The 22341-nt window shown below is 64.5% G+C and carries 19 protein-coding genes and 1 tRNA gene; 11 read left to right on the top strand and 9 right to left on the bottom strand.

Translation table 11 applies throughout. The features are described 5' to 3' along the window. Positions 1–37: 37 nt before the first annotated feature. Complete coding sequence (locus tag R2770_09770; protein MEZ5280751.1) at positions 38–2557, top strand: Hsp70 family protein; 2520 nt, start codon at positions 38–40, stop codon at positions 2555–2557. Here R2770_09770 and R2770_09765 read toward each other — a convergent pair. Next, positions 2548–3657: a hypothetical protein gene (locus R2770_09765; protein MEZ5280750.1), complete on the bottom strand. Its 1110-nt coding sequence runs from the start codon at positions 3655–3657 to the stop codon at positions 2548–2550. The two genes, R2770_09770 and R2770_09765, sit on opposite strands and share 10 nt — an antisense overlap. A gap of 333 nt (positions 3658–3990) precedes the next feature. Here R2770_09765 and R2770_09760 point away from each other — a divergent pair, with 333 nt between their 5' ends. From R2770_09760 to R2770_09750, 3 genes are all read left to right on the top strand, one after another. Beyond that, positions 3991–4236, top strand: coding sequence for a hypothetical protein (locus R2770_09760; GenBank protein MEZ5280749.1), 246 nt, complete (start codon positions 3991–3993; stop codon positions 4234–4236). A gap of 80 nt (positions 4237–4316) precedes the next feature. Beyond that, complete coding sequence (locus R2770_09755; protein ID MEZ5280748.1) at positions 4317–4754, top strand: hypothetical protein; 438 nt, start codon at positions 4317–4319, stop codon at positions 4752–4754. Between the two features lie 348 nt (positions 4755–5102). Then, positions 5103–6110: an HNH endonuclease gene (locus tag R2770_09750; GenBank protein ID MEZ5280747.1), complete on the top strand. Its 1008-nt coding sequence runs from the start codon at positions 5103–5105 to the stop codon at positions 6108–6110. 148 nt (positions 6111–6258) lie between these two features. Here the strand turns inward: R2770_09750 and R2770_09745 are convergent, their stop codons facing one another. Then, the gene (locus tag R2770_09745) at positions 6259–6897 is read right to left on the bottom strand and encodes a TetR/AcrR family transcriptional regulator C-terminal domain-containing protein (protein MEZ5280746.1); all 639 of its coding nucleotides are present in this window, start codon (positions 6895–6897) and stop codon (positions 6259–6261) included. A gap of 217 nt (positions 6898–7114) precedes the next feature. Between R2770_09745 and R2770_09740 the strand changes: the two genes are divergently transcribed. Further along, positions 7115–8200 (top strand): FAD-dependent monooxygenase, encoded by a 1086-nt coding sequence (locus tag R2770_09740; GenBank protein MEZ5280745.1) that lies wholly within the window; start codon positions 7115–7117, stop codon positions 8198–8200. Between the two features lie 425 nt (positions 8201–8625). On the opposite strand, the gene R2770_09735 is transcribed toward R2770_09740, so the two are convergent. After that, positions 8626–9471 (bottom strand): HEAT repeat domain-containing protein, encoded by an 846-nt coding sequence (locus tag R2770_09735; GenBank protein ID MEZ5280744.1) that lies wholly within the window; start codon positions 9469–9471, stop codon positions 8626–8628. 224 nt (positions 9472–9695) lie between these two features. Beyond that, the gene (locus R2770_09730) at positions 9696–10187 is read right to left on the bottom strand and encodes a hypothetical protein (protein ID MEZ5280743.1); all 492 of its coding nucleotides are present in this window, start codon (positions 10185–10187) and stop codon (positions 9696–9698) included. A 549-nt stretch (positions 10188–10736) separates the two neighbouring features. On the opposite strand from R2770_09730, the gene R2770_09725 reads away from it, so the two are divergent. Further along, positions 10737–11387 carry a hypothetical protein gene (locus R2770_09725; GenBank protein MEZ5280742.1) on the top strand — a complete coding sequence of 217 codons (651 nt, stop codon included), beginning with the start codon at positions 10737–10739 and terminating at the stop codon, positions 11385–11387. Between the two features lie 364 nt (positions 11388–11751). Next, entirely contained in the window at positions 11752–12990 is a 1239-nt protein-coding gene (locus tag R2770_09720; protein MEZ5280741.1) for an IS256 family transposase, read from the top strand. Positions 12991–13246: 256 nt separating this feature from the next. On the opposite strand, the gene R2770_09715 is transcribed toward R2770_09720, so the two are convergent. Beyond that, positions 13247–13546 (bottom strand): helix-turn-helix domain-containing protein, encoded by a 300-nt coding sequence (locus R2770_09715; GenBank protein MEZ5280740.1) that lies wholly within the window; start codon positions 13544–13546, stop codon positions 13247–13249. 339 nt (positions 13547–13885) lie between these two features. On the opposite strand from R2770_09715, the gene R2770_09710 reads away from it, so the two are divergent. The 3 genes from R2770_09710 to R2770_09700 all read left to right on the top strand — a co-directional run bounded on the left by R2770_09710 (position 13886) and on the right by R2770_09700 (position 16164). Continuing rightward, positions 13886–14770 (top strand): hypothetical protein, encoded by an 885-nt coding sequence (locus tag R2770_09710; protein MEZ5280739.1) that lies wholly within the window; start codon positions 13886–13888, stop codon positions 14768–14770. 289 nt (positions 14771–15059) lie between these two features. Next, the gene (locus tag R2770_09705; GenBank protein MEZ5280738.1) at positions 15060–15767 is read left to right on the top strand and encodes a hypothetical protein; all 708 of its coding nucleotides are present in this window, start codon (positions 15060–15062) and stop codon (positions 15765–15767) included. After that, positions 15733–16164 carry a hypothetical protein gene (locus R2770_09700; GenBank protein MEZ5280737.1) on the top strand — a complete coding sequence of 144 codons (432 nt, stop codon included), beginning with the start codon at positions 15733–15735 and terminating at the stop codon, positions 16162–16164. Before R2770_09705 ends, R2770_09700 begins: the two co-directional genes overlap by 35 nt. A gap of 94 nt (positions 16165–16258) precedes the next feature. On the opposite strand, the gene R2770_09695 is transcribed toward R2770_09700, so the two are convergent. From R2770_09695 to R2770_09680, 4 genes are all read right to left on the bottom strand, one after another. Beyond that, a complete protein-coding gene (locus R2770_09695) occupies positions 16259–17179 on the bottom strand; it encodes a hypothetical protein (protein ID MEZ5280736.1) in 921 nt (306 codons plus the stop codon). A gap of 167 nt (positions 17180–17346) precedes the next feature. Continuing rightward, positions 17347–18387, bottom strand: a complete 1041-nt coding sequence (locus R2770_09690) for a hypothetical protein (GenBank protein MEZ5280735.1) — start codon at positions 18385–18387, stop codon at positions 17347–17349. Between the two features lie 964 nt (positions 18388–19351). After that, positions 19352–20506: a tyrosine-type recombinase/integrase gene (locus R2770_09685; protein ID MEZ5280734.1), complete on the bottom strand. Its 1155-nt coding sequence runs from the start codon at positions 20504–20506 to the stop codon at positions 19352–19354. Positions 20507–20627: 121 nt separating this feature from the next. After that, positions 20628–20700: transfer RNA gene (locus tag R2770_09680), tRNA-Arg, on the bottom strand. A 150-nt stretch (positions 20701–20850) separates the two neighbouring features. Here R2770_09680 and R2770_09675 point away from each other — a divergent pair. Then, positions 20851–22338: a hypothetical protein gene (locus tag R2770_09675; GenBank protein ID MEZ5280733.1), complete on the top strand. Its 1488-nt coding sequence runs from the start codon at positions 20851–20853 to the stop codon at positions 22336–22338. The last annotated feature ends 3 nt before the right edge of the window (positions 22339–22341 follow it).

Genomic DNA, 22341 nt, shown 5'->3' with positions numbered 1-22341 from the left:
CGCCGGTTAAGGTGGCCTGGCGGACGGGGGTGATCATTTGTACGGGCTGGGCATAGACCTGGGCACGACCTATTCGGCGGCTGCTATAGCGACGCCCGATGGCCGGGTCGAGATGCTGCCCCTCGAGCACGCGTCCGCCATCGTCCCATCCGTGGTTGCGATATCGGCCGGCGAGCCGCCGGTCATCGGTCAGGCCGCCCAGCGGCGCTCTGTGACCCAACCACAAACCGTTGCCCGCGAGTTCAAGCGCAGGTTCGGTGACACGGTGCCGTACCTTCTCGACGGCCAGCCGGTCGCGCCCCAGCAGCTGACCGCTCATCTGGCCAGGTGGGTAGTCGACCGGGCCACGGCCGAACGGGGCGAGCCGCCCGCTTCGCTCGTGTTCACCCACCCGGCCAATTGGGGTCCTTACAAGCGCGAGTTGCTGCAAGACGTCGCACGGCTGATCGAGCGGCCCGATGCCGTGTTTGTCCCCGAGCCCTCGGCCGCAGCTTGTTGGTACGCGCACCAGGGCCGCATCGAGGAGGGCGAAGTCGTCGCCGTCTACGACTTCGGTGGGGGCACCTTCGACGCCGTCGTGTTGCGTCGAGGGCCCATGGGTTTCGAGGTCATCGGCCATCCGACCGGAATCGATCGTTTGGGAGGCATCGACCTGGACGACATCGTGATGGGCTTTGCGCTTCGAGCAGCGGGGGTCGAGCTCGGTTCGCTCGACCCTTCTGACCCATCGGTTCTGGTACCGATGGCGCGACTGCGCGAAGAGGCCAAGCAGGCCAAGGAGGCCCTCAGCTCCGACACCTCGACGCACCTTCTGGTCGATGTTGCCGGCGTGAACCTGCAGGTGCGGCTGACTCGTTCAGAGTTCGAAGACATCGCCAGGCCTGCCATCCGTGACACGGTTATGTCCCTGCGTCAGGCAGTGCACGACGCCGGTCTGACCTTCGAAGACCTGTCGTCGATCCTGCTGGTCGGAGGGTCCAGTCGCGTGCCCTTGGTCGGCGAGATCGTCGCCTCCGAAACCGGGGTGCCGATAACCGCCGACGCCCATTCGAAGAATGCAGTGGCACTGGGCGCGGCCGTGTTGGCATTCGAAGAGCTGGAACATCGGGGTCGTCCAGCCGACGCCTTGGCCGTAGACCTGGTGGCCGCGCCCGAACCCGTCGGGGCCGAGCCACAACAAGAACCCAACCCCGAGCCAACGGTCGCTCTGCCCGACGAAGGGCCAACACACATCAGCACGAGCACGGGCGCGTCCCCGGGTCAGGGCCGCAGCCGGATGCCGCTGATCGCTGTTGGTGCGCTGGTGGCCATCGCCGCCATCGTTTTCATCGCCATTTTCGCTCTGGGAGGGGGTGATGGCGACGGCGGTTCTGATACCACGACCACAACGGCTTCGGCGGTGCCCGCGACAACCTCGCCAGACACAGCGCCCACTACGGAGGCACCGGCCGACACTTCGTCTTCGACCGTGCCTGACGATGTGGCAACCGTGGCTCCGGGACGCAGTGACGATTGGGTCGCAGGGGTTCTGGCCGATCCGGCGCGGACCAACGGCTTCGCCCAGTCGGGTCCGGTCGCCCAACCGGCGGTGCTGTGGCGCTCGTCAGATTCTGTGCCAACCGGGGTGGTCGTCGACCAGGGCGTTCTGTACGCGTCGTTCCAGGACCAGACCGTGCGCGCCGTCGATTTGACCACCGGCGACGACATCTGGGTGCGCGAAACCAGCTTTGGTGGGCGAACTCCCACGCTCAGCCAGGACGCTGTCTTCTACGTCGACGGATTCGACATCGTCGGTGTGGACCGCGACACCGGATCGCAGGAGCTGTACCGGCTGGTTCTCGACCCCGATTCCGACACGGCGGCATCGCCCGAGTCGCCGACGATCTTCCAGGGCACCTTGTACGCAACCTACCTGTACCTCGAAGGCGACACCTGGACCAACACCGTTGTTGCCGTCGATCTCGACAGCGGCGAGACGGTGTGGACATGGTCGCAGGATGCGCAGCGCTCGCTGCTTCCGGTGATGGTCACGCCAGACGCTGTGGTGCTGGTCGCTGAGTTCAAGGTCACGGTGCTGGATCGTTTGTCTGGATCCGAACGCTGGACCCTCGACCTGCCAGGCGACATTTCCCCTAATCAGGCCATGGTTGTCGATGGCGACCTGATCACCCGCGACACCCGAATGAGGCGCTACGACCTCCAGACCGGTGATCAGCTCTGGTCTAACCCAGATTCAGACCTCAACATGGCCTCGGCTGCCGGGTTGGTGTTTACCCATTCTCTCGACACCCGGGCGCTCGACGCCGGAAGCGGAGACCTCGTCTGGTCTACCGGGTGGGACGGTCCGCTGATCTCGGGTGTCATCGCAGTCGGAGGCGACACCGTCTACAGCCACGGCGGCTCCAACGGCGGGCTGGCTGCTTTCGATCTCGCCAGCGGCGCCCGGTTGTGGCAGTTGGTCGACGAAGAAGGGTTCCAACCTGGTCTTCAACTGGTGCCCCACGACGGGCATCTGATCGCTCTGGACATGCAGAGGCGCGTGGTGGTCTACCGCTGACGTCGAGCCGTTCGCCTGGGGTCGAACACGCCACCGACCACCGAACGTCTGGCCGCCAGCACGAATGAGGCCACCGCCAAGGCGACCGCCGCAGTGCCGCACGCCAGCCACACGCCCTCGCCGCCGTCGGCGATGCGCAGCGCCAGGGTGACGACGATGGTCGCCAGCACCGCGGCCCCGACCCTGATGGAGATGCGCTCGAAGTGCGTGAACTGCTCGTCAGCTGCCATCGCGTGGGCCGTGGCGCCGTCGGCGCGCAGCAGTCCCTCGACCCACCGGACGGGTGACGAAACGGCCAGAACCATCGCCGGCGCCCACAGAGCAAAGGTCGACAGCAGCCAGATTTCTCCGGTCGGGTCCACGCCGGAGTCTCGAGATGTCACGGCAGCCGCTGCGAAGACCGCCATCGCCGTGACCAGGAACACCAGCAGCGACTTCACGTATCTGACGACGATGACCTGCATCCGCACGAGGTGGCGGGCCATGCCGAACTCGACCTTGGCAACCTCTTCGGCCAGTGATCTCGACTTCGACCCGACCAGCTCCAACAGGCCCGCTGCCCGCTCGGCATCCGCGAGCTGCGATGTCGGCCCGGCGAGCTCGTACGCCCGCAGCCTCTGGTCGATGTCGGCGCGGCCCTTGGGGTTCGGTGGAACGACCAGTTCCAGCGACTCCCTGCTGGCGCGCCGTTGGCTCAGCTGCGCCGCGGCCGCCGGCGACAGCTCGTCTGACGGCAGGCGCAGCCCGGTGAGGGTGAATCGGGGGACGAACACGGAGTTGGTGGTGCCGTCGACGTGCTCGGCATGGAAGTAGAACTTGGTCAACGCTCCGAGCAACTGGAAGAAGACCACCAGTGGCAAGGCGATGATGACGAGGGCCACCACCGCCAGCAGCAGATGGGTCGCTGTACGTTCGGCGGTCACCAAGGTGCTGATCACCCCACCGATCTGGTCGCGCAGCATCGCAGGCAGGATCACCAGGAGTCCTGCGCCCGACAGCATTGCGGTGGCTATTCGATGAAGGGTCGACAGCCGCACCTCGCTGCGCTGCAGGAATCCCCTCGCCGCAGCCCGATCCTCGCTGGACCATTCTTCGTTCATGTGCCAGATTGTCGCACCACCGCGAGGGCAGTTAGGACGTGGGGCGTCGTGGATGGTCTTCCAGCTGGACGAGACGGGTCGCGATACGAACTGTGGGGTTCGACTCGCGTGCTCGATGCAGGGGTATGTCGAGGGCTGCGGAGCGGGCTGTTCCGTCCTGCGGAGAACCGCAATCTGCTTGCCGGCGCCTCCTGCCTCTTGTTGGTCGTCTGTCTCTCGGTAACGCAACTTGTGTCTGGTGCTTCCGGCTGGTCGGTCCTCGTCCCGGTTCTAGGCGGGTTGGTCCTTGTTCCCGCGGCCCTACCGCTGCTCAAGCGACTCGTCAGGGCAAAGATGAGGGAGGCGTTCGGCAGCAACAGCATCTTCATCAGGGTCAGGTTCGGTCAGATCGGTCAAGCACCGCTGACTCACGTTGTGCTGAAGTGGGACCGGACGTGCTGGGAGTTTTCGGACGGCGATATGGGCGCTGCGGCAATTGTCGAGGACGAGATCGAATTCGGTGTCGATACGTCGGGTCAGCTCTTGGCCGTGCGGTTTCCATTGCGATCGCCGGACTGGGCATCGGCCAAGCGGTATTGACCCGACGCTCGACGTAGAAAATCGGTGAGCTGGTGTTGCCCGATGTGGAGCCGAAGGCGGGTTGTCGCAAAGGAGGTGGGATGAAGCGGGTTTGGATTCTCGACCACCTCGGCGTTGCCCTGGTCGTAGGCGCAGCTTTGGGCTTTGCTGCGGTTGGTGGTGCTGCCGCGTGGGTGGCCTACTCGGTCGAAAGTCACTGGGAGTCGGTCGGCTACGAGCCGGTGACATGTGCTTCTCTGGCCGAGGTCGAGCACTATGCGCCGGCCTCGACTATCGAAGTCGCTGGCGCAGGAATGTACGAGTACTACTCGGGGCCCGCGTGGTTTACTGCCGGCTTGTTGGTCGGCCTGGCTCTGCTCGGGGCTGTCGACATAGCGCTTTCGGGCCGCCCAAACCGGCACGGGCGGGGGGCGCTCGTGGCGCTAGCGGTGTCGGTTGTGTGGGTTCTCGGCGTGTTGGTCGTGAACTACGACACCGGCTGCCTGATCGATGTCGTCCACCAGGTCGCTAGGGACTGACCCCGGATTGCGGTGGAATCGTCCGATCCTGTCGAAGTGCCGGGACAAGAAGACCTCCGGCAGGAGCCAGCGGGTTCGAACTCCGCCTCATCCGATCCCGATGGGCTGAGAGCTCAAACCACCGATTCGGTCGACCTCGATCAGGCACAGGCTCGGCTCCGATCCTATGGAGTTGGCGGGTGGTGACGCCGCGGACGCGCCTCCACCACTATTCGCTGGATGACAGCTGCATAGAGTAATAATTCCTACTACCTATGACTGTCACACCCCTTCAGTAGGCTTTCGATCAGAGATCGAAAGCCTGTTCGGCCTGCGAACCGGCTGGGCCAAGTGACAGGAGGAAACAGGGTGGGAACTGCGGTGGTCACAGAGGAAGAGCTGCGACGCAAGCGTCTCGAGGCGGCAGAGCTGGTGAACGCCGGCCGGCAGATCACGCAGGCTCACTACAGGCTCGTCGTCTCTTGCGCCGCCTTCGCCGACGGGCCGGTTTGGATCGCCGATGGCGAGCCGTCGGCCGCTCACTGGCTGGCTCCCCGGCTCGACGCCTGCCGTTCAACGGTGCGTGATTGGATTCGCGTCGGCCGCGCTCTGCGTGACCTTCGCGCGTCCGCGGCGTCATTCGAGAAGGGCGAAATCTCCTACAGCAAAGCCAGGGCCCTGGTCTCGCTGGCGACCCGAGAGAACGAGGCTGAACTCCTCGAGATCGCAAAGAGCAGACCCGCCGCCGACATCGGGGCCGCTTTCGCCCGGTGGTCGATGCGGAACGAAGACCAGGGGATCATCGACAAGCGTCACCGACGGGCCCGTGCGCTTCGGGGCCGAATCGAACCTGACGGAAGCGGCGTGACCACCCTGCGACTCCCGCCGCTCGAACACCAGGTCGTCACACGGGCGATCGAGGCCCAGGCCATGCGCACGAAGTTGAAGCCCGAGGCCGACGGTAGCTGGCCATCGCTCGCCCAGCAGCGAGCCGATGCCTTGTGCGAGCTCATTACGTCGAACGCCAAACACCGGTTCGAGGTTCTGATCCATGTCGATCAGAACGGCTGTAGGTTCCCCGATGGCACGCCGCTGACCGAATCGGCGGTCGCATCTGTGCTCGACCAGGCGTCGATCCGTCTCATCGTCCACGATCTCGACGGGAAGCCCGTCAACGCCTCCGATGGTCGGCGCAGGCCGACCATCCGCCAGAAGCGCACTGTCACATCCCACCAGGCCGAATGCAGCCGATGCGGCCGGACCGATCTGCCCGTTCTGCATCACACCGTCGAGCACCAACACAGCGGGCGCACGGTCACCCACGAGCTCGAACCCTTGTGTGCTCCGTGCCACCGTCTGCACCACAGCGACATCTAGCGGGGCCGGTCTACCTCATCGTGGACGTCACCGAGCCCTGAGGTTGCTCTCAATCGAGCTCTGAGGACGCACCAGTTTGAGCTGATCTACAACCAGCCTCGCCGAGAGGCTGACCAGCAGTTGAGCAGCGACCTCGGCACGGTCCCCCTCATGGTTCGACGCCGTATCGGGTGCAGTACCCGGTCAGCATGGCTTCGGCCGCCTCTCGGAACCGTTGTTCACCGTCGCGTCGGCTGTAGGCGTCGGCCTGATCGGTGAGGACCGGTCGCGCCGCATCGGGTAGGTGATCGAGGAGTTCGAAGCGGACATGTGGGGGTCGGCTCAGATCGTTCGCGACCGAGCCCATGAGGACCAGGGTCGCGGCATCGCCGGTCGCTGCGATCGCGTCGCCTTGGAAGCCGGCCCGTTGCAACGCCTCGAAGGTCATCTCGGTGATCCGAGCCATGTTCGGGCTCAGTACTGGTCGCCGCAGGAAGACTTCGGCTGCGACGCGGTGGCCGAGGAGTGCGGCGCGGTACCGGCACCCGAATTCGATGAGATCCGCCATCCACGGCAGGTTGCTTCGCCCGAAGTCGGCGATCGCGTCACCGACGACTCGGTCCACGATCAGGGTCAGCAAGGTTTCCTTGTCGTCGACGTGGCGATACAACGCCATCGGCGTCACCCCGCACGCCGATGCCAGGGCACGCATCGTCAGGCTGGACTCCCCTCCGTCGGTCCCCGTGATCTCGATCGCTCTGTCCACGATCTCGTCGACGGTCAGGTCACGCTTTGGTCGGCTCGGCATCGATGGTCCTTCTTGACACGACGCATGTATACGGCGTAAACATTACCTTGTATACAATGTAGACTTCTAGTCGGGAGGCACGGTGCAGATCGAAGGCAGCAAGGTAGGGATCATCGGCGGAAGCATCGCTGGATGCGCTGCGGCAATCGCGTTGACGCGACTGGGCTGCGACGTCACCGTTTTGGAACGAAGCTAGGGTGCGTTGCAGGACCGGGGGATGGGAATCGTGATCCCGCCCCACCTGCTGGCGGAACTCGTTGAGCACGCCTACCTCAGCGCGGACTACGCCTGCGTCCATCAACTCGCCCGCCGCACATACGTGCACGACGGCTCGTATTACGGCGCCTTGAAGTGGGACTTTGCGTGGCAGGGTATGGCCAATAACTGGGGGAGCCTGTGGCGAGGGCTGCGCGCCAACCTCGACCCGGCGGTGGCCTACCGATCCGGTGCTCGCGTCCAAGACGTCGTGGAGGATGACGATCGTGTTGTTGTGGTCCTTGGTGACGGGGAGGCGCTTTCGTTCGACGTCGTGGTCGGCGCCGACGGCTACCGCTCGATGCTGCGTCGCCGACTTCACCCCCAGACCGAACCTGACTTCGCCGACTACGTTCTGTGGCGGGGTAGCTTCTCCGGCTCTCGTCTCGAGCACGACGACGGGTGGGAAGAGGTGGTGGACGACCACGCCGCGATCCTCGTGGGTTTCGACGGAGGCCATGGCGTCGCCTACGCAATCCCCGAACTCGATCCTGACACGGTCGACGAGCTCCGGATCAACTGGGCCATCTACACGCCGACGCCCGCCGGCCTCCGAGCCGAAGAACCCAGCTCCATCCCGCCGGGGGCCGTGACCGATGAATGGTTCGCCGAACTCGACGCTGTTCGTGCCGAGTGTTTCCCACCACGCCTGCGCGCCCTGTTCACCAGCCCCAGGGCTGAGACCACCATCCAGCCGATCTACGATTGCGTCGTCGACTCCTACGTCGGCGAGCGGGTCCTGCTGCTCGGCGACGCGGCGACCGTTGCCCGGCCCCACGCTGGCGTCGGAGCGACCAAGGCCCTCGAGGATGCCCGGCTCCTCGAGACCCTGGGAGCCGCATACGGGACCTGGGAGGGGCTGCTTGCCGCCTACGACCAGGACCGCACCCCCAACGGCAAGGAACTCGTCGAGATCTCACGACGCATGGGCCACGCGCTCGTCGACAACACGCCACCGTGGAGTCAGATGACTCCAGACGACTACGAGGCGTGGATGATTTCGCAAATCACCGGCGACACGTGGGAACTCGCAGGTACCGAAGCCTGATGGTTCACGAACAGACGGTTGCGCACCTGCGGTCGGCCCGGGGGCGTTGACCGTTCGAGCGGCCGACTGAACGCCCTCACCAAGTTCGGCAAACCGACTCTGACCTGGGATTTCGCCAGCGCCCCCGGCAGGATTCGAACCTGCGACGCACGGTTTAGGAATCACCCGAAAGGGCTCCGGCGTGGTCCGGTGTTGTCCGAAAACCCTTATGTTTCCTGGGTTTCCTGTCCGGCCGGTCCCAGCCGTTCCGGCCGAGTCCAGCCGAAATATGGGACAAAACATGGGACAGAGTTCCCTGTCTGTCGAAGCCGCCTATCCGCAGTCGTGTGAGCTCGGGTCGGACCACGCCGAAGAGGGGAAGCTGAGTTTCCGCCACAGGCGCGCGTGCTTGAGGTAGTAGCGCCAGGGTCTTGGAAGGGCAACGGCTATCCGTGCTCTGGGTCGGGCTGGTTCAGGGCCTGTTGGCAGGCTCGAATGGCCTCGTCGAGAGCGGCGCTGAAGTCGGCGTCGTCGCTCATGGGCTCCACGAGGCGTGTGAGCGTGGGGATCAATCGTGGGTCGGCGAGTTCTGCCGCGGTTCGGAGGTTGAGCATGGAGATGCTTGGCCTGTCGAGTTCGGTGGCTAGTGCGTTGAGAGCGGACTCGGCCCCACAGCGGACGAGCCCTGCGATCGCTTCGTCTCTGACGGTGTCGTATTCGTCGGCGAGGCCCGTCGTGAACGCTGCTCGGATTTCTGGCGTGTCGGCCTCGATTTGTGTTCCGAGGGCGAACATGGCCCACTCGCGGACCTCGCGGTTGGGGTCTTGTGTGAGGCCGATCAGCGCCTGGATAGCGTCGAGGTTCTCGTATCCCATGAGGCCGTGGACGACTCCGAAGCGGACGTCTCCGTGGGGGTGATCGACCATCGCTAGAAGATGCGGGATTGTCGATTCGTGGTGGCGCCTTCCAAGCGCGATGGCTACTGCTCGGACGACTTCGCCAGATTCGTCGTTGAGCATCGGAAGGAGCACTTCGACGCTCTCGTCGATGAACGTTCCTCCCTCCTCGTATCCGAGCTGGGCCAGGATGTTGGCGCCGACCTCTCGGACAGCATTGTTGGGGCTGCGGCAATACTGGGCGGCGATCGCGAACTCCTCGGCTCCGCCGCGTCGTTGGATCACCTGAAGTGATGGCATGTCCTCGGAGCTACGGATCTCGCGGACGCAGTCGGCGGCGATCTCCGAACTCGTCCTTTGATCGCTTAGGGGTTCCGTCGTCAACGGATCGGTCATGGTTTGAGGATGCCACGAAGACGAACCTGGGGGCTCGCCAACAAGCTGCGCTTGGCGTCGGCTCGCTAGCGGGAGGCGATCGAGTTCTTCACGGGCTTGGTTGGAGACCGCCGCGGCATGCCGGACTGGCGCCGATTCATCCATGCGGCGTCCTCGTCAGCGACGACGCCCGCCAAGCACCTTTGAGAAGCCGAGCTTAGCCACACGCCCGACGCTTTCTGGGGTTACCAGCACCAGTACCACTCGTCCACCAGGTGCTCGCACTCCGTGGGGTCGTAGGTGGCGAATGACCAGGCTTCGTCGGCGAACTCTGCATCCGACATCCTGTGTGTTGGGTCCAAGGCCAGGCCAGTGCCGCCGTCGAGGATTGGGCCAACGTGGAACACCCACATGGCAACGCCTTCGTTTGTCGCGTCCGCGGTTTCCTCCTCGCCGAGGTAGTCGAACGCAACTGCAATCTGGGCCCGAGCGAGTGCGGGGAACCAGGAGCGGTCCAAGCCGGTCCAAAAGAACCCGACGACGATTGCCGCTACGGCGAGCACCACAGTTGCTCCGGCCGCGCCTTGAGGCGTGCCCAGAAGGAAGCTCACTCCGAAGAGGATCAGTCCGGAGACGATGAACAGGGCCGCAAGGACGAAAGCCGACCCACGGAGCTGAGTCAGCGGAAACCCCAGGTGCGCGCCTGCCCAGGTCGACTGGAGGTGAAGTGTTGCCATGTGCTGGCGAAAGGCTCTGCGCTTGTCCGCCGATCCGAACCATGACCAAAGTCCCACGCAGACCGCTCCAAGAACGGCGACAGCGAGGAGCAAAGCCACCAACGATTCCACGATGGGCTTGACTGCGCCGAGGGTGAAGCAGACTACGAAGGCGGCAGTCCCGACGACGAAAGCAGTCGCGGCTGCACTTGTGGATTCGCCTGGCTCTGCGGCATGAGCGGGCGGTAGCTCTGCGCGATCGACGCTCGGGTCCTCCACCGCTCATATTGTAGAACTCGCCACCACAAGGAATCTGGGAGCCGATGTATGGACTCGGGGTTCCAGAGTTTCTCACCTCCCAAGTGGTCCGAAGGTAGGTCCCGTCGCCTGGACGTCCGCAGGATGTCCAGTTGTGTCTCGGCGGTTTCGGAGGTGTGAGGGATGTGGGATTCCGTCGTGCGATTCGGTCGTGAGGGTGGGGCGTGCTTTGGGTTGAGGGTGGGGCTTGTTGGCAGGGGTTGGTTCTGTGCTGGGCGTTTGAGTGCCGGGTGATCGGCGTACGGTGTGGCGATGGGACGCTGGCGTGTCGTGGGGGTCTGTGGGGTTGCGTTGCTTGCGTCGTGTAGTGGCAGCGGTGAGATTGGTGTTCGCAAGACTGCCGGCGGGTTTGATGTCATGTCACGGTGCACGGATGTCGGTATTGCAGGGTTTGCTGTAGGGCCCGATGTGGGGCTGCGTGAGGGCGCGTCACCGGTGTTGGAGTCGGCGGTGCTTGACGTTCAGTTGCTCGGTGGGATTGGCGGGGCTGAGGCGCCGTTCGTTGTTGCGGTGACTGAGCCGGGCGACTCGTACCTGGTGAGGGGGTCGGTCGCAGATCTCGACATGAGTGGGCCGCTCGTCGTGGACGCAGAGGTTGCTGACAGGCTCGTGTTCACTGCGCCGCTCGCTGTGAACCTCGAGCAGATGGACGTCGGCGACATCGCCGTTGTCGACTATTCCGACGAGGCTACCGATGGGCGCGTGGTTCTGGGAGAAGCGGAGTTTGAAGCCGGGCGATTCCGGTGCGGTGCGTCGCCTTGGCCGTTCTGGCTGACTGTTTCGGTGAGGGTGCTGTTTGGAGTAGGGGCACTTGCGGGAGTGGCACACGCGATTCGGGCGGTCTGGAGGCGGGCACGCCAAGGGCACTTAGCGAAGGGCGACACGTCCTCAGGCTGTCCCTAGTCGCGTCTCTGGAAGCCGGTGCGACGGGCCAGCATCGAACGTCACGGGATACTCCGAATCCGAGTTGACCCCTGCTCAAGGTTGACTGAACGACTCGACCTAACAGGAGCCACTACACCCAGCAGCTCGAGCATCGCACGCCGCCCCGACCTGTGAACCCTGTCGATCGCTCCACTCCTCGCACTCCCCGCCGATCCGATTGACGGCGCCCATCTAGTGCCCGTACCGATTCCGCCGAGACACATCTGGAGGTCTACCGGATAGAGCCCCGTTGGGTGGTGGGGTTTCGTAGGTCCGCCAGCCGGTGAGCCATCGGCGTGATCCTTGGTGTGTTCCTGCAAGAACTACCGAGGAGAACACACCGATGGCTCTCGATGAGTCTGCCCTGTCCGAACTTCTTGACGCGCTCGCTGACCGTGATCGCGGCGTGGACCTGGTCCGCGAGCTGGCCCAGTGGGTCGCCCAAGAACTGATCGAAGTCCAAGCCACCCAGGCGATCGGCGCCGGCCGTTACGAGCGTTCCGATGAGCGCGTGACCGAACGCAACGGCCACCGCCCACGCACGTTGACCACGAAGGCCGGCGACCTCGAGTTGGCGATCCCGAAGCTGCGCAAGGGCAGCTTCTTCCCGTCGATTCTCGAACCGCGACGCCGGATCGACCAGGCTCTCCACGCGGTCGTGATGGAGGCCTACGTGTCCGGTGTGTCGACCCGATCGGTCGACGCCCTGGTCGAGTCGATGGGTGCCTCCAGCGGGATCAAGAAGTCCGAGGTGTCACGGATCTGTGCCGGGCTGGACGAACGCGTCGGCGCGTTCCGGAACCGCACGCTCGGCCACACCGAGTTCCCATACGTCTACCTCGACGCGATCTACGTCCACGTCCGCGACGACTCCTTGGGCCAGGTCGTGTCCCGAGCGGTCGTGGTGGCGACCGGTGTCACCGCCGAGGGTGGCCGTGAGGTGCTCGGCGTCGATGTCGGCGACTCCGAGGCCGAGACGTTCTGGACGGCGTTCCTGCGCTCGCTCAAGGCCCGCGGGCTGTCCGGTGTGCGCCTCGTCATCTCCGACGCCCACGAGGGCCTGCGGGCCGCGATCCGCAAGACGTTGCAGGGCTCGAGCTGGCAGCGGTGCCGCGTTCACTACGTCCGCAACCTGTTGGCACCGGTGCCCAAAGCGCACCAGGAGATGGTCGCCGCCGCGTTCCGGTCGATCTTCGCGCTGACCACCCCCGACGACGTGGCCGCCCGCTGGGACGAAGTCGCCGAAACACTCGCGGAGCGGTTCCCCAAGGCCGCTGCGCTGATGGACACCGCCAAGACCGACGTGTTGGCGTTCACCGCGTTCCCACGCGAGCACTGGCGACAGATCTGGTCGAACAACCCACTCGAGCGGCTCAACAAAGAGATCCGACGGCGCACCAACGTCGTGGGGATCTTCCCCAACGACCCGGCCGTGATCCGTCTCGTCGGCGCCGTGCTGTCCGACCAACACGACGAATGGGCCATCGCCCGCCGCTACTTCTCCGAAGCCTCGATGGCCAAGCTCTACGCCACGCGCGATACTGACCCCGCCGTCACCGCCGAGCTCCAGCCCGGCACCTGACGGCCACCAGGGATCGCGTCACGCGAACCCCACCACTCCGCGGGGCTCATACGTCTACCGACCTCCGACTTTGAAGTTGGTTCTCTCGCCCCGCCAGTAGGTGGCCGCCGCGGGGAGCAGTAGATGGTGGTCACGCTGGCGGCCATCTACTGGACATCCCGACGGCGATGCACCATCTACTGGCCCTGGGTGTGCACTCGTCTGTCACTTGAACGTCGCTCTGGCGGGAGATGCTGGTAGGTGTCATCGGGCGGCTTCAGGCGGTGAACGGGAGGTTCGGCTGATCGGCCTTGGGCGACTTGCGGGGACGTGGCGACTGGCGCCGGGAGTGAGAGGCGTCGTGTGCAGCGGTGCGGGCTGCGTCGAGTTCGGCCGGGAGCGGTGGCTCGACGCCGAGCAACTCAGCGAGCGCGGGGCGAGTGATGACCCTGCGACCGCCGATCGCCACGGACGGCAACTCGCCGCGGGCTACCAGCTCGTAGGCCGTCGAACGACCGATACCCAGCAGCTCAGCCGCCTCGCTCACCGAATAGACAAGTCGAAGTCCTCTTCGCATGCGTCCTCCTGCACCAGTTGCCGACACCCACCCCAGGGACCTCGAGAGCCGCCGGACGCGACAAACGAATTCCCATAAGTCGGTAGGCGCATTGGAGAGCGAGAACGCGACACGCAAGTCTGATGTCGCTGTCCGCGTGCGAACGGCGACGAAGAACGCTGGCCGCATGGGCTACCCCGCGTCAGCCGGCTTACGCGACCGCGGGCGGCCTAGAATTGAGACGTGGTAGCGGGTTCGGTGGGAGGCAATGAGACCTGGGCCGAGCAGGTAAGAAGCCGGGCAGGCATGTATGTCGGTTCAACACGGTCCCCGGGTCTCAGCCACATCGTCTATGAACTGGTGAACAACTCGATTGACCAGTTCCTCATCGACAGGGCGACTTCTGTTTCCGTTCGTTTCGCTGGCGACATGGTTGAGGTCCTCGATGACGGTCCGGGTCTTCCGTTCGATCAGATGTCCGAAAGCGGTGGCAGGAATCTGGTCGAGTCGTTCTGCACGACTCTGCGGGACGCGCGGTCGGTCGACGATCATGCGCCGCATATCCACCTTTCTTCCCTCGGCGCTGGCCTGGCGCCTGTGGCTGCACTCGCGGCCGAACTCGACATCGTCAGCGTTCGCGGCAGTGTGTGCTGGCAACAGATGTTCAACTGTGGCGTTCCGGGCCCGCTCACTGTGTTGGACCCTGGCCCGATCGAGCACGGCACGCGTGTCCGGTACACGATCGACCGCGAGATCTTCGAGCCGGGCGTCAGTTTCGATCGGCGGACGATTCGTACCCGTCTGTTTGAGGCCGCCCACTTGTTCCCAGGCTTGCGGGTGGGCGTCGATTCCGAGGCGTTCTACAGCTCGTCCGGGTTGGCTGATCTGGCCCCACTCCTCCTGCCACCGCGCTTTGCTCCGGCTACTACTTCCGCCAACGGCCGACATGAGGACGTCCAACTCGACTTCGTCGCAGTGGATGGTCCGGCAAGTCAACGGTTCGTAGGCGAGGGAACCGTTTTGTCGTGGGTCAACGGCTCTGCGATGGTCGAGCACGGACATCACGTGTCGGGCATTCGCGATGTGCTCGCCGAGCGAGAATGGTGGCCGAGCCTCGTCCTGGCTCACGTCGTCATGCACAGCCCTGAGTTCGCCGGCCCCACCCGCGGTCGCTTGAACGCGCCACACGTCCGAGAGGCAGTCGCTCAGATCCTGCGCGACCACCTGCCGCAGCGGGAGCAGTAGCAGGCGGGTCGCATACCAGTCTGGGTGGTGCCAGGGCGTGTCTCGAGAGGGAGCTTGGGTCTTCGGCTGTTCTGGGAACGCGACGACGCCGAAGCCGCAGCCCACACTTCGGAACATGCCACAGCCCTCGTCGTTGGATTCAAGCGAACGACGAGGCGGATCACACCGCTGGATGCGGGCCAGATGTCGTGGGCCGGTGATGGAGCTGGCGGTCGACCGCATCCTGCAGGTCTCAGTGTTGCCACGAGACGTACACTCGGTCGCACGGACTGGTCGTAGAGGAGGATGGGTGACCGATTCACGATTCACTCGCGGGCTGTACTCGGTGGCCGGGGCAGCGAGGCTGGTCGGCATGAGTGCGTCCACCCTTGCGACCTGGGCTCACGGATATGAGCGGCATCCCGTGGGACGTGCTGTGGTCAGTCAAGGTCCTGTGATCACGTCGGTTCCGCGCTCGGCCGGAGATGATCGCAGCATCAGCTTCATCGGCCTCGTCGAAGCGACTGTCGTGCAGGCGTTCCGCCAGACCGGCTTGCCAATGCAACGGATTCGCGGAGCCCTAGAGGTGCTCTCCAGCCAAGGCGAACTTGAGCATGCGCTGGCTTCGCGTCAGCTGTACAGCGATGGGGCGGACGTCTTGTACGACTACGCGAAGAGCGCCGACGACAAACAACTGGGTTTGCTGACCATCGTCAGTTCGGGCCAGCGAGTGTTCCACGACGTCATCAGCCAGTACCTCGAACGGATCACCTTCGAGGACACGTGGGCGAGTGAACTGATCCTTCCGGTGACCGAACGCAGACTCTTGCGAGTCGTTCCCGAGGTCGAGAGCGGCGGTCCGGTCTTTGTTCATGGTGGTGCCCCGTTGTCGGCGGTGAGATCCCGCCTTGTCGCAGGTGAGCCGGTCGGGTCGATCGCCCGCGACTACGACGTTCCGGTCGACGAGATCCAGGAAGCTGTCGATGCCATCTGGCCGGCGAAGCAAGCGGCGGCCTGACCCGCCCGCCCCGACCTTCTTCCTCGACCGCGGACTCGGCCGATACTTGGTGGCCGACGCGATCCGAGCTCGCGGCTACACGGTGCTGCCGATGGCCGAGGTCTACCTCGACGGTGAGGATGAGCGAGTTCCCGATGCTGACTGGATCGAACGCGCAGATCGGGAAGGCTGGGTGGCCCTCACCAAGGACTACGCGATCATCCGGGACCACATCGAGACGCTGAGTCGCACGTCGCTCCGAGTGTTCTCGCTCAACAACGCCAACCTGACCGGACCGCAGATGGCCGAGCGATTCAGCCTTCACCTCAACCGCATCGTTCAGAGGGCAACCAAGCCCGGCCCATACCTGTACGTGATCGGAGCCAAGGGACTCGAACGCCGCTGGCCTGGCGGCTAGCGCGGCGCACGTCAGGCGTGCCGCCTCGACCGCTGCACTGCGCGCCCTGCTCTGCTCGCATGGGGTGGGAAAAGCTGAGCTTCGTCGGACCCCGCTATGGCCGGTCCAGCTGGCCCAGCAGCACACTGCCGGTCATCCAGTCACGGGCCACGATCCGTCCGTCCGCGAGCGCTACTGCCACGAGGGGTTCGGAACCGAGGTAGACCGAGGCGTGAATAGCGAGGCTCTCCGAGTCGAGCACGAGCACATCGCCCGAACCTGGTCTCGGTACAAGGATCTCGGACTCGTCGGGTGTCACCCAGAGGTCGCCGATGAACATGCCGGTACCTTCGCGTGCGGGCTGAAGCAATGCTGATTCGGCGACCTGCCAGGTCGTCGTGTCCAGGCGCACCAGGGTGTCGTAGTCGGCTGCCCATACGTTCTGTCCCGTCGTGGAGAGAATCGGGTGAGGGTTCCCGTGACGATCGGCAAGCGGAACCCTGCGCACGACATGCCCATCATCGGCATCGATTATGACGAGGTCGGATGATCGCTGGATCCCGACGACAAACTGCTTGGACCCGGGAAGTAGCTGTGCAGATCCGACGCTCTGGTACATCGGGTCGTAGTCGTCGAACCAGTCGAGCCGAATAGTCCGAGGCGTCGCATCGTCGAGGGCGAGCACCCGGTAGCAGATGGACGGGCCAGCGGCAACGGGTCCAACGTAGGTCGATGGCAGCGATGCCCATACCGAGGCGTCACCGTCGAGGTTTGCGGAGTGTTCGCCGACCTCGATGGAGCTGAGCGTCTGTTCCGGGACGCTCCAGGCGTGCGCGGTCATGCGAAAGCGGCCCGACTGCCAGATGTGCTGGACAGCGAAACACTCGGCCTTGCCGCGGAACAGTCGTACGTAGTCAGCGTTGCTGAGCGGAATAGAGTCCTGTTGCCCGCTCTGGCCGTCGAAGCGCCACAACGCCCCCCGGTCGACCCAGCCGAGACAGGAGAGGACCACGTCGGACCTGCTATCTACGATCATCGTATTGGCCACGATCGAGCAGCTTGCCTGAACTCGCGGTCGCTCCTGCAATCGCCGTGCGCTCCTATCAGCGATGCGGTAGCCCGCTCGAACCGCCGCGTCAGTCCGGGCACGGGCGGTCGACCGAGGCGTCAGGCGCGATCGGAAGCACATCTTCCGGGACGCGTCTACATGTAGGTCTTGAGTTCCTGCAGCTTGCGAATGGCCTCGTGTGAAGCATCGATTGCCTGGTCAGCCATCTGCCGCGTTGCTTCTCTCACCTCCCCGTGAACCAGGGCATTGCGTGGGTTCGCTACGTGTTCGCGCCAATCCGCGTACTCGGATGTGGCGCAGAAGTCCACATTCACCGGGTCTGATGGCAGCCGGCCGAGAACCTCCGTGACACTGCGCCATCGTCCGTTCGGCCTTCTTAAGAATGCGTCGACGATCGATTCGTGTGACCAGCCTGCGACCTCCCCATGGACCTGCACGTAGTCCGAAACGAATGTCTCGAAGGCCACGGAGCAGTCGATCACCGCGTTTCGGTATCGGCCGCGCGCTCGGTGCTCCATTGCCATGAAGAAGACCTCGCGTGCTGGCTGGGGATCATCCAGCGGGTTCCAGAGAGCGGCGCGGACCTCCTTAAGGCGATCCCCTGACAGAAGTGGCTCCGACCCGAGGCCGCGGACTGGGCCCCCAGGTGGCCGCGCGAGTTTGCGTGGCCGGAGGGTGGTCCCGTCATTGACGTAGAAGCGGAAAGCCGAGACAAGATCCCGACCAATCGGCTGGGCCCAGAAGGCGTCGCATCGGTTTCGGTACTCGGTGATGAGTCGGTTGGTCGCGTCGAGGGCCAGGTCCGCGGCTGCTTCCATCGCCTTGTCACCATGTTGATCGATCCACTTCGACGCGGTCTCACCGAACTCCACCTGAATACTTGTGAACGCGGACTGCCCGTAACACGGTCGAAGCTCGCCTGCCAGCACGAAGGGCACGTCGACGTTGCGGAGTCGTCGTAGCGTTCGGACCTGCCCAAAGCCATGGTCGAGTTGCACGAGCACGGGATCGACCGTCTCGGTTGGGATGTGTGCCAGGGGCCCTACGGACGTCGGGTTCTCGAGGCGCGGCGAGTACGGAACTGGTGTGGTGTCAGCTCCAGCTGTCGTGGTCTCCATGTAGGACTTGAGCCGACTGTCGACCATCGAGTCCGGCATGCTGATCATGAACGGCATGTCGAACTGGACGACCCACCCAGCTGCTTCGGGTTCAGGAATGCCAAACCGTCGCACAACAACCCAGGGAGCTTCCACCGAGTTTGCCTAGGTGCAATCCAGACCGATGGTCAAGGCGAGCGTCGTTGCGAGCAGCACAGACGCGCACAAAACGCGCACAAGACTCGCCGGATCGGGTCGGAATCGCCGGGTTCAGCCGGAAAGCCCGGACAAGAAATCACCCTCTGGCCAGCACATTCGGAATTCCCCGGACTCCGCTGGACGTTTCCGGCCGCCCTTAAACCCCGCTGAGATCGTTCCGGCGAGTTGATTTCCGTCCATAGAGTCCCGATACTTGAAGAGCCGGAGGCCGAGGGCCGAAGGAAGTAGGCCCCGTACGCTCGACACCATACGAGGTGCGGGGTTTTGCGCGTCTGAGGGTCAGAGCCGTAGCTCGGGCTCGAGCCATGTGAGCCCGGTAGCTCGGCTGCGCGTACCAGCCGCGTGGGCGACGCCGTCGGCGATCCAGAGCAGGGGATCGTCCCGGCTATGGGCATGGCGGAAGTGGAGGGTCGGACCGCTACGTCGGGCGTCGGAGATTGCTCGACCGTCGCCGGCTCGCGACCGGTGAGCGAGTCGAGGCACAACTCGACCGCTCCGATCCCCTGAAGCCAGCGCACGGCGCCCGTCATGGAAAGGTCGCGGGGCGTTCATTTCGGACTCGCCTTTCTGCCTGGCGTGACAGAAGACGGAAGCGACGGCCACCGGAAGGTCCGCGAACTCTCTGAGCGCCCGCTGACGCTGATCCGGGAGTAGATCGTTGAAGTGGAGGTTCGACTTGCCGAGCGAGGATGCGAGCCGCTTGAGGCTCCGACGGGCCTCGGAACCGCTCGAACGGGTGAGCACTACCACGGCGATGCGATAGCGCGCTCCTCGGATGGACTCGTCGGCGTAGCCGATCAGATCCCCACCGGCGGGCCTGCCTCTATCCATCGAGGAGGTTTCCGATGTGGTCGGCGGCCTGCTGGTCGCCGCGGTGGCCTTTGTGGGCGTAGACCTTGGCGAGGGTTTCGACGTGGTCTCCGATGCGGGCGGCCACGGCAGGCAAGGGTTCGCCGGCGTCGAGTTGGGTGCTGGCATACCCGTGGCGCAGGTCGTGGAGACGCATTTCCTCGGCTCCGGGGACCCTGGCCCGGATGCGGGCGAATGCCTGGGTGAGGCGGTTGGGCTGGGTCGGCGCCTCGCCGGTGGGGTCGAGGGTCATGTCGGCGAGAACGAAGGCTTCCCTCGACAGCTCGTCGCCCATCTCTGCGGCGAGTTGTATCTGGGAGGCGTGGTGCTCTCGGAGGAGGTCGACGGTCTGGGCGTCGACGGTGACCTCGCGGATCTGGTGGGTCTTGGGTTCCTTCTCGACGACCTTGCGGTTGTTGAGCTGCGCCATTGCGGCACGAATCTCGATACGGCCGGTTTCGATATCGACAGCGGACCAGCGCAACCCGCAGATCTCGCCCCGACGTGCGCCGGTGGCTGCGAGGAGGCGAAAGGCGACCAAGTTCTCGGGGTTCCGGCTCGAAGCCGCCTCGGCCAACAGGGCAGCGACGACCTTGGGCGTGGCGATCTTGCGGCCCACTCGGGGAACCGACGGCGGGGTTGCCAGCTGGACCGGGTTGGTGGCGATCCAGCCCCACGCCATCGCCTGCTTGAACGCCGAGCGGAGCAGCGCGTGGTAGCGGCCGACCGAGGCGGGGGAGAGGCCTCGGCCGGTGAGGCGGTTGTAGAAGTCGTCGAGCGACTTGACCGTGACCTTGTCGAGGCGGGTCTTGCCGAGGGTCACGTCGGCGGCCACACCACGAGCGATTGTGCGGTAGCCCTCGATGGTGCGGGCGCCTCGGCCGCGGGTCTCGAGGTGATCGATGTGGGCGCTCAGCAGTTCGTCGATGGTGTGGCGGGCGGTGGGCCCGTGCCGATCGAGCTCGGACGTGAGCGACGTGAGCAGCTTCTGAGCCTGCCGCTTGCCGCCACGAACGGTGCGGCTGACATATCGAGGGCGCCCTGTGACGGGATCGCGCCCTGCATAGGCACGAACTTCCCAGTAGTCGGGCTCACGTTTGAGCCGGATGCTGCCACGACCTGATCCCACGGCCGAAGCCTACGCAAACCCTGCGACATGTATGGGACACCGTATGGGACAGATCCGGAATCGGCGATTTTGAGAACCGATTCTCGGGGAAGAAATATCCTCTGAACTGGGAGTTTGCCAGCGCCCCCGGCAGGATTCGAACCTGCGACGCACGGTTTAGGAAACCGACGCTCTATCCCCTGAGCTACGGGGGCTGGAGCCATGAAATGTGGCAGACGCGCAGCTCGATGTCGAGCCGGTTCGTCGATAAATCGATCTCATCTGCTCAACCGATTACGGAAACATGACGATAATGTAACCTGGGCGTAATAAATGCGTGCGGGCCTTACGAAGGGACGACCCCCATGTCTCGTAGTTTCCTAGTTCGAATTCTGTCGGTCTGCTTGTTGGCCGCTTCGCTTGCTGTCACCGTCAAGACCGACGCCGGTGCCCAGTCCTCCGCCCAGGGGTTCACCCCCGTCGGATGGGTTCTCGAGGCCTCTGGCCGAGTCCACGAACTCGGCGGAGCCCCGAACCTGGGCGATGCGGCAGCCTCAGCTTCTCCAGCCGTTGACCTCGTCGCTACTCGCGATGGAAAGGGTTACTGGGTAGTCAGGGCCGACGGCACCGTCTCGGCTCACGGCTCGGCAGGACACTTCGGCGACCTCAGCGGGTTTGCCCTCGCCCGGCCCGCCATCGCCCTCGCACCTACCCCGACAGGCAAGGGTTATGTGATCCTCGGCCAAGATGGCGGTGTGTTCGCATTTGGCGACGCAGGCTTCTTCGGGTCGGTACCTGGGGTCTCTCCGCTGGCTGCAGCGCGCACGACGGCGGTCGAAATTCAGGTCGCGTCTGCCGGGTATCGAATCATCCATGACGATGGAGGCGTATTCGCCTTCGGCAACGCTTCGTTCATAGGTTCGGTCCCGGGTGTGCTGAGAGGGCGGTCGCTCGATCGACCGATCGTGGCGGCGGTAGACGACGGCAATGGTGCCTACGCCATGGTTGGCGGCGACGGTGGAGTATTTGCATTCGGGATGAGCTTCCACGGCTCGATAGCTGGTGTCGCAGGCACCGACATCGTCGGGGCCGCGGGCGACCGCGCCGGCGGATATGCCCTCTTGGACACAGATGGCACCGTCTCGTGGTTCTCGGGAGGCACCGTCGTTCAGTTCAGCGTTCCCGTTCAGTCGAGGGCCATCGCCATCGCCATCATCGGCACGAAGCCCGTAGATGCCGGCAACACCACCACGACGCGCCAGCTCCCGACCACGACTCTCCCCAAGCCGACCACCACAGCCCCCAAGCCGACCACCACCACAACCCGGCCAACCACGACGCAGGCTCCTGCGTCCGGCAGTGTGGTGATCTGGAACCAGACGATGAACTCGGGTCCCGACGTCTATTGGGAGCCGAACTGGAACGATGTCGGCAACTTCCGCAGCCCGAACCTCATCGCTGGAGATGCAGTTCTCGAGGTCGAGATCTTGTCGAAGCCGACCAGTCGAGAGGTCATCTTGCAGGTGTGTGCTTGGCGGTGGCTCAACGGCCACAGCTTCTCGGGTGGCTTCGAAGAAACCTGTACTTCGCAGAACCTTCAGACCATGCGCTTCACCGACGAGACGGGCAAGGTGACCATCAACCTCGGATCCCCCGACGGTTGGTGGGTCAAGGGCGGTGGCAAGTTCCCTTGGGACAAGGGGCCGGACGTGATGCGAATCCTCATCAAGGACGCGGCCACGAAGTCGCTTCTCATGGACAGCAGGTGCGGTTCTGCCTGCTACACCGGGCCCGGAAACGCTGCGGACCACACACCCATTCAGATCCGTTCGAAGCTGACCTTCAACAACTAGGAC

It is taken from the genome of Acidimicrobiales bacterium, from assembly GCA_041394185.1.
In the GTDB taxonomy this organism is placed as follows: domain Bacteria; phylum Actinomycetota; class Acidimicrobiia; order Acidimicrobiales; family Poriferisodalaceae; genus JAAETH01.
The sequence above is the reverse complement of the archived record's forward strand: the minus strand, read 5'-3'. Positions and strand labels throughout refer to the sequence as shown.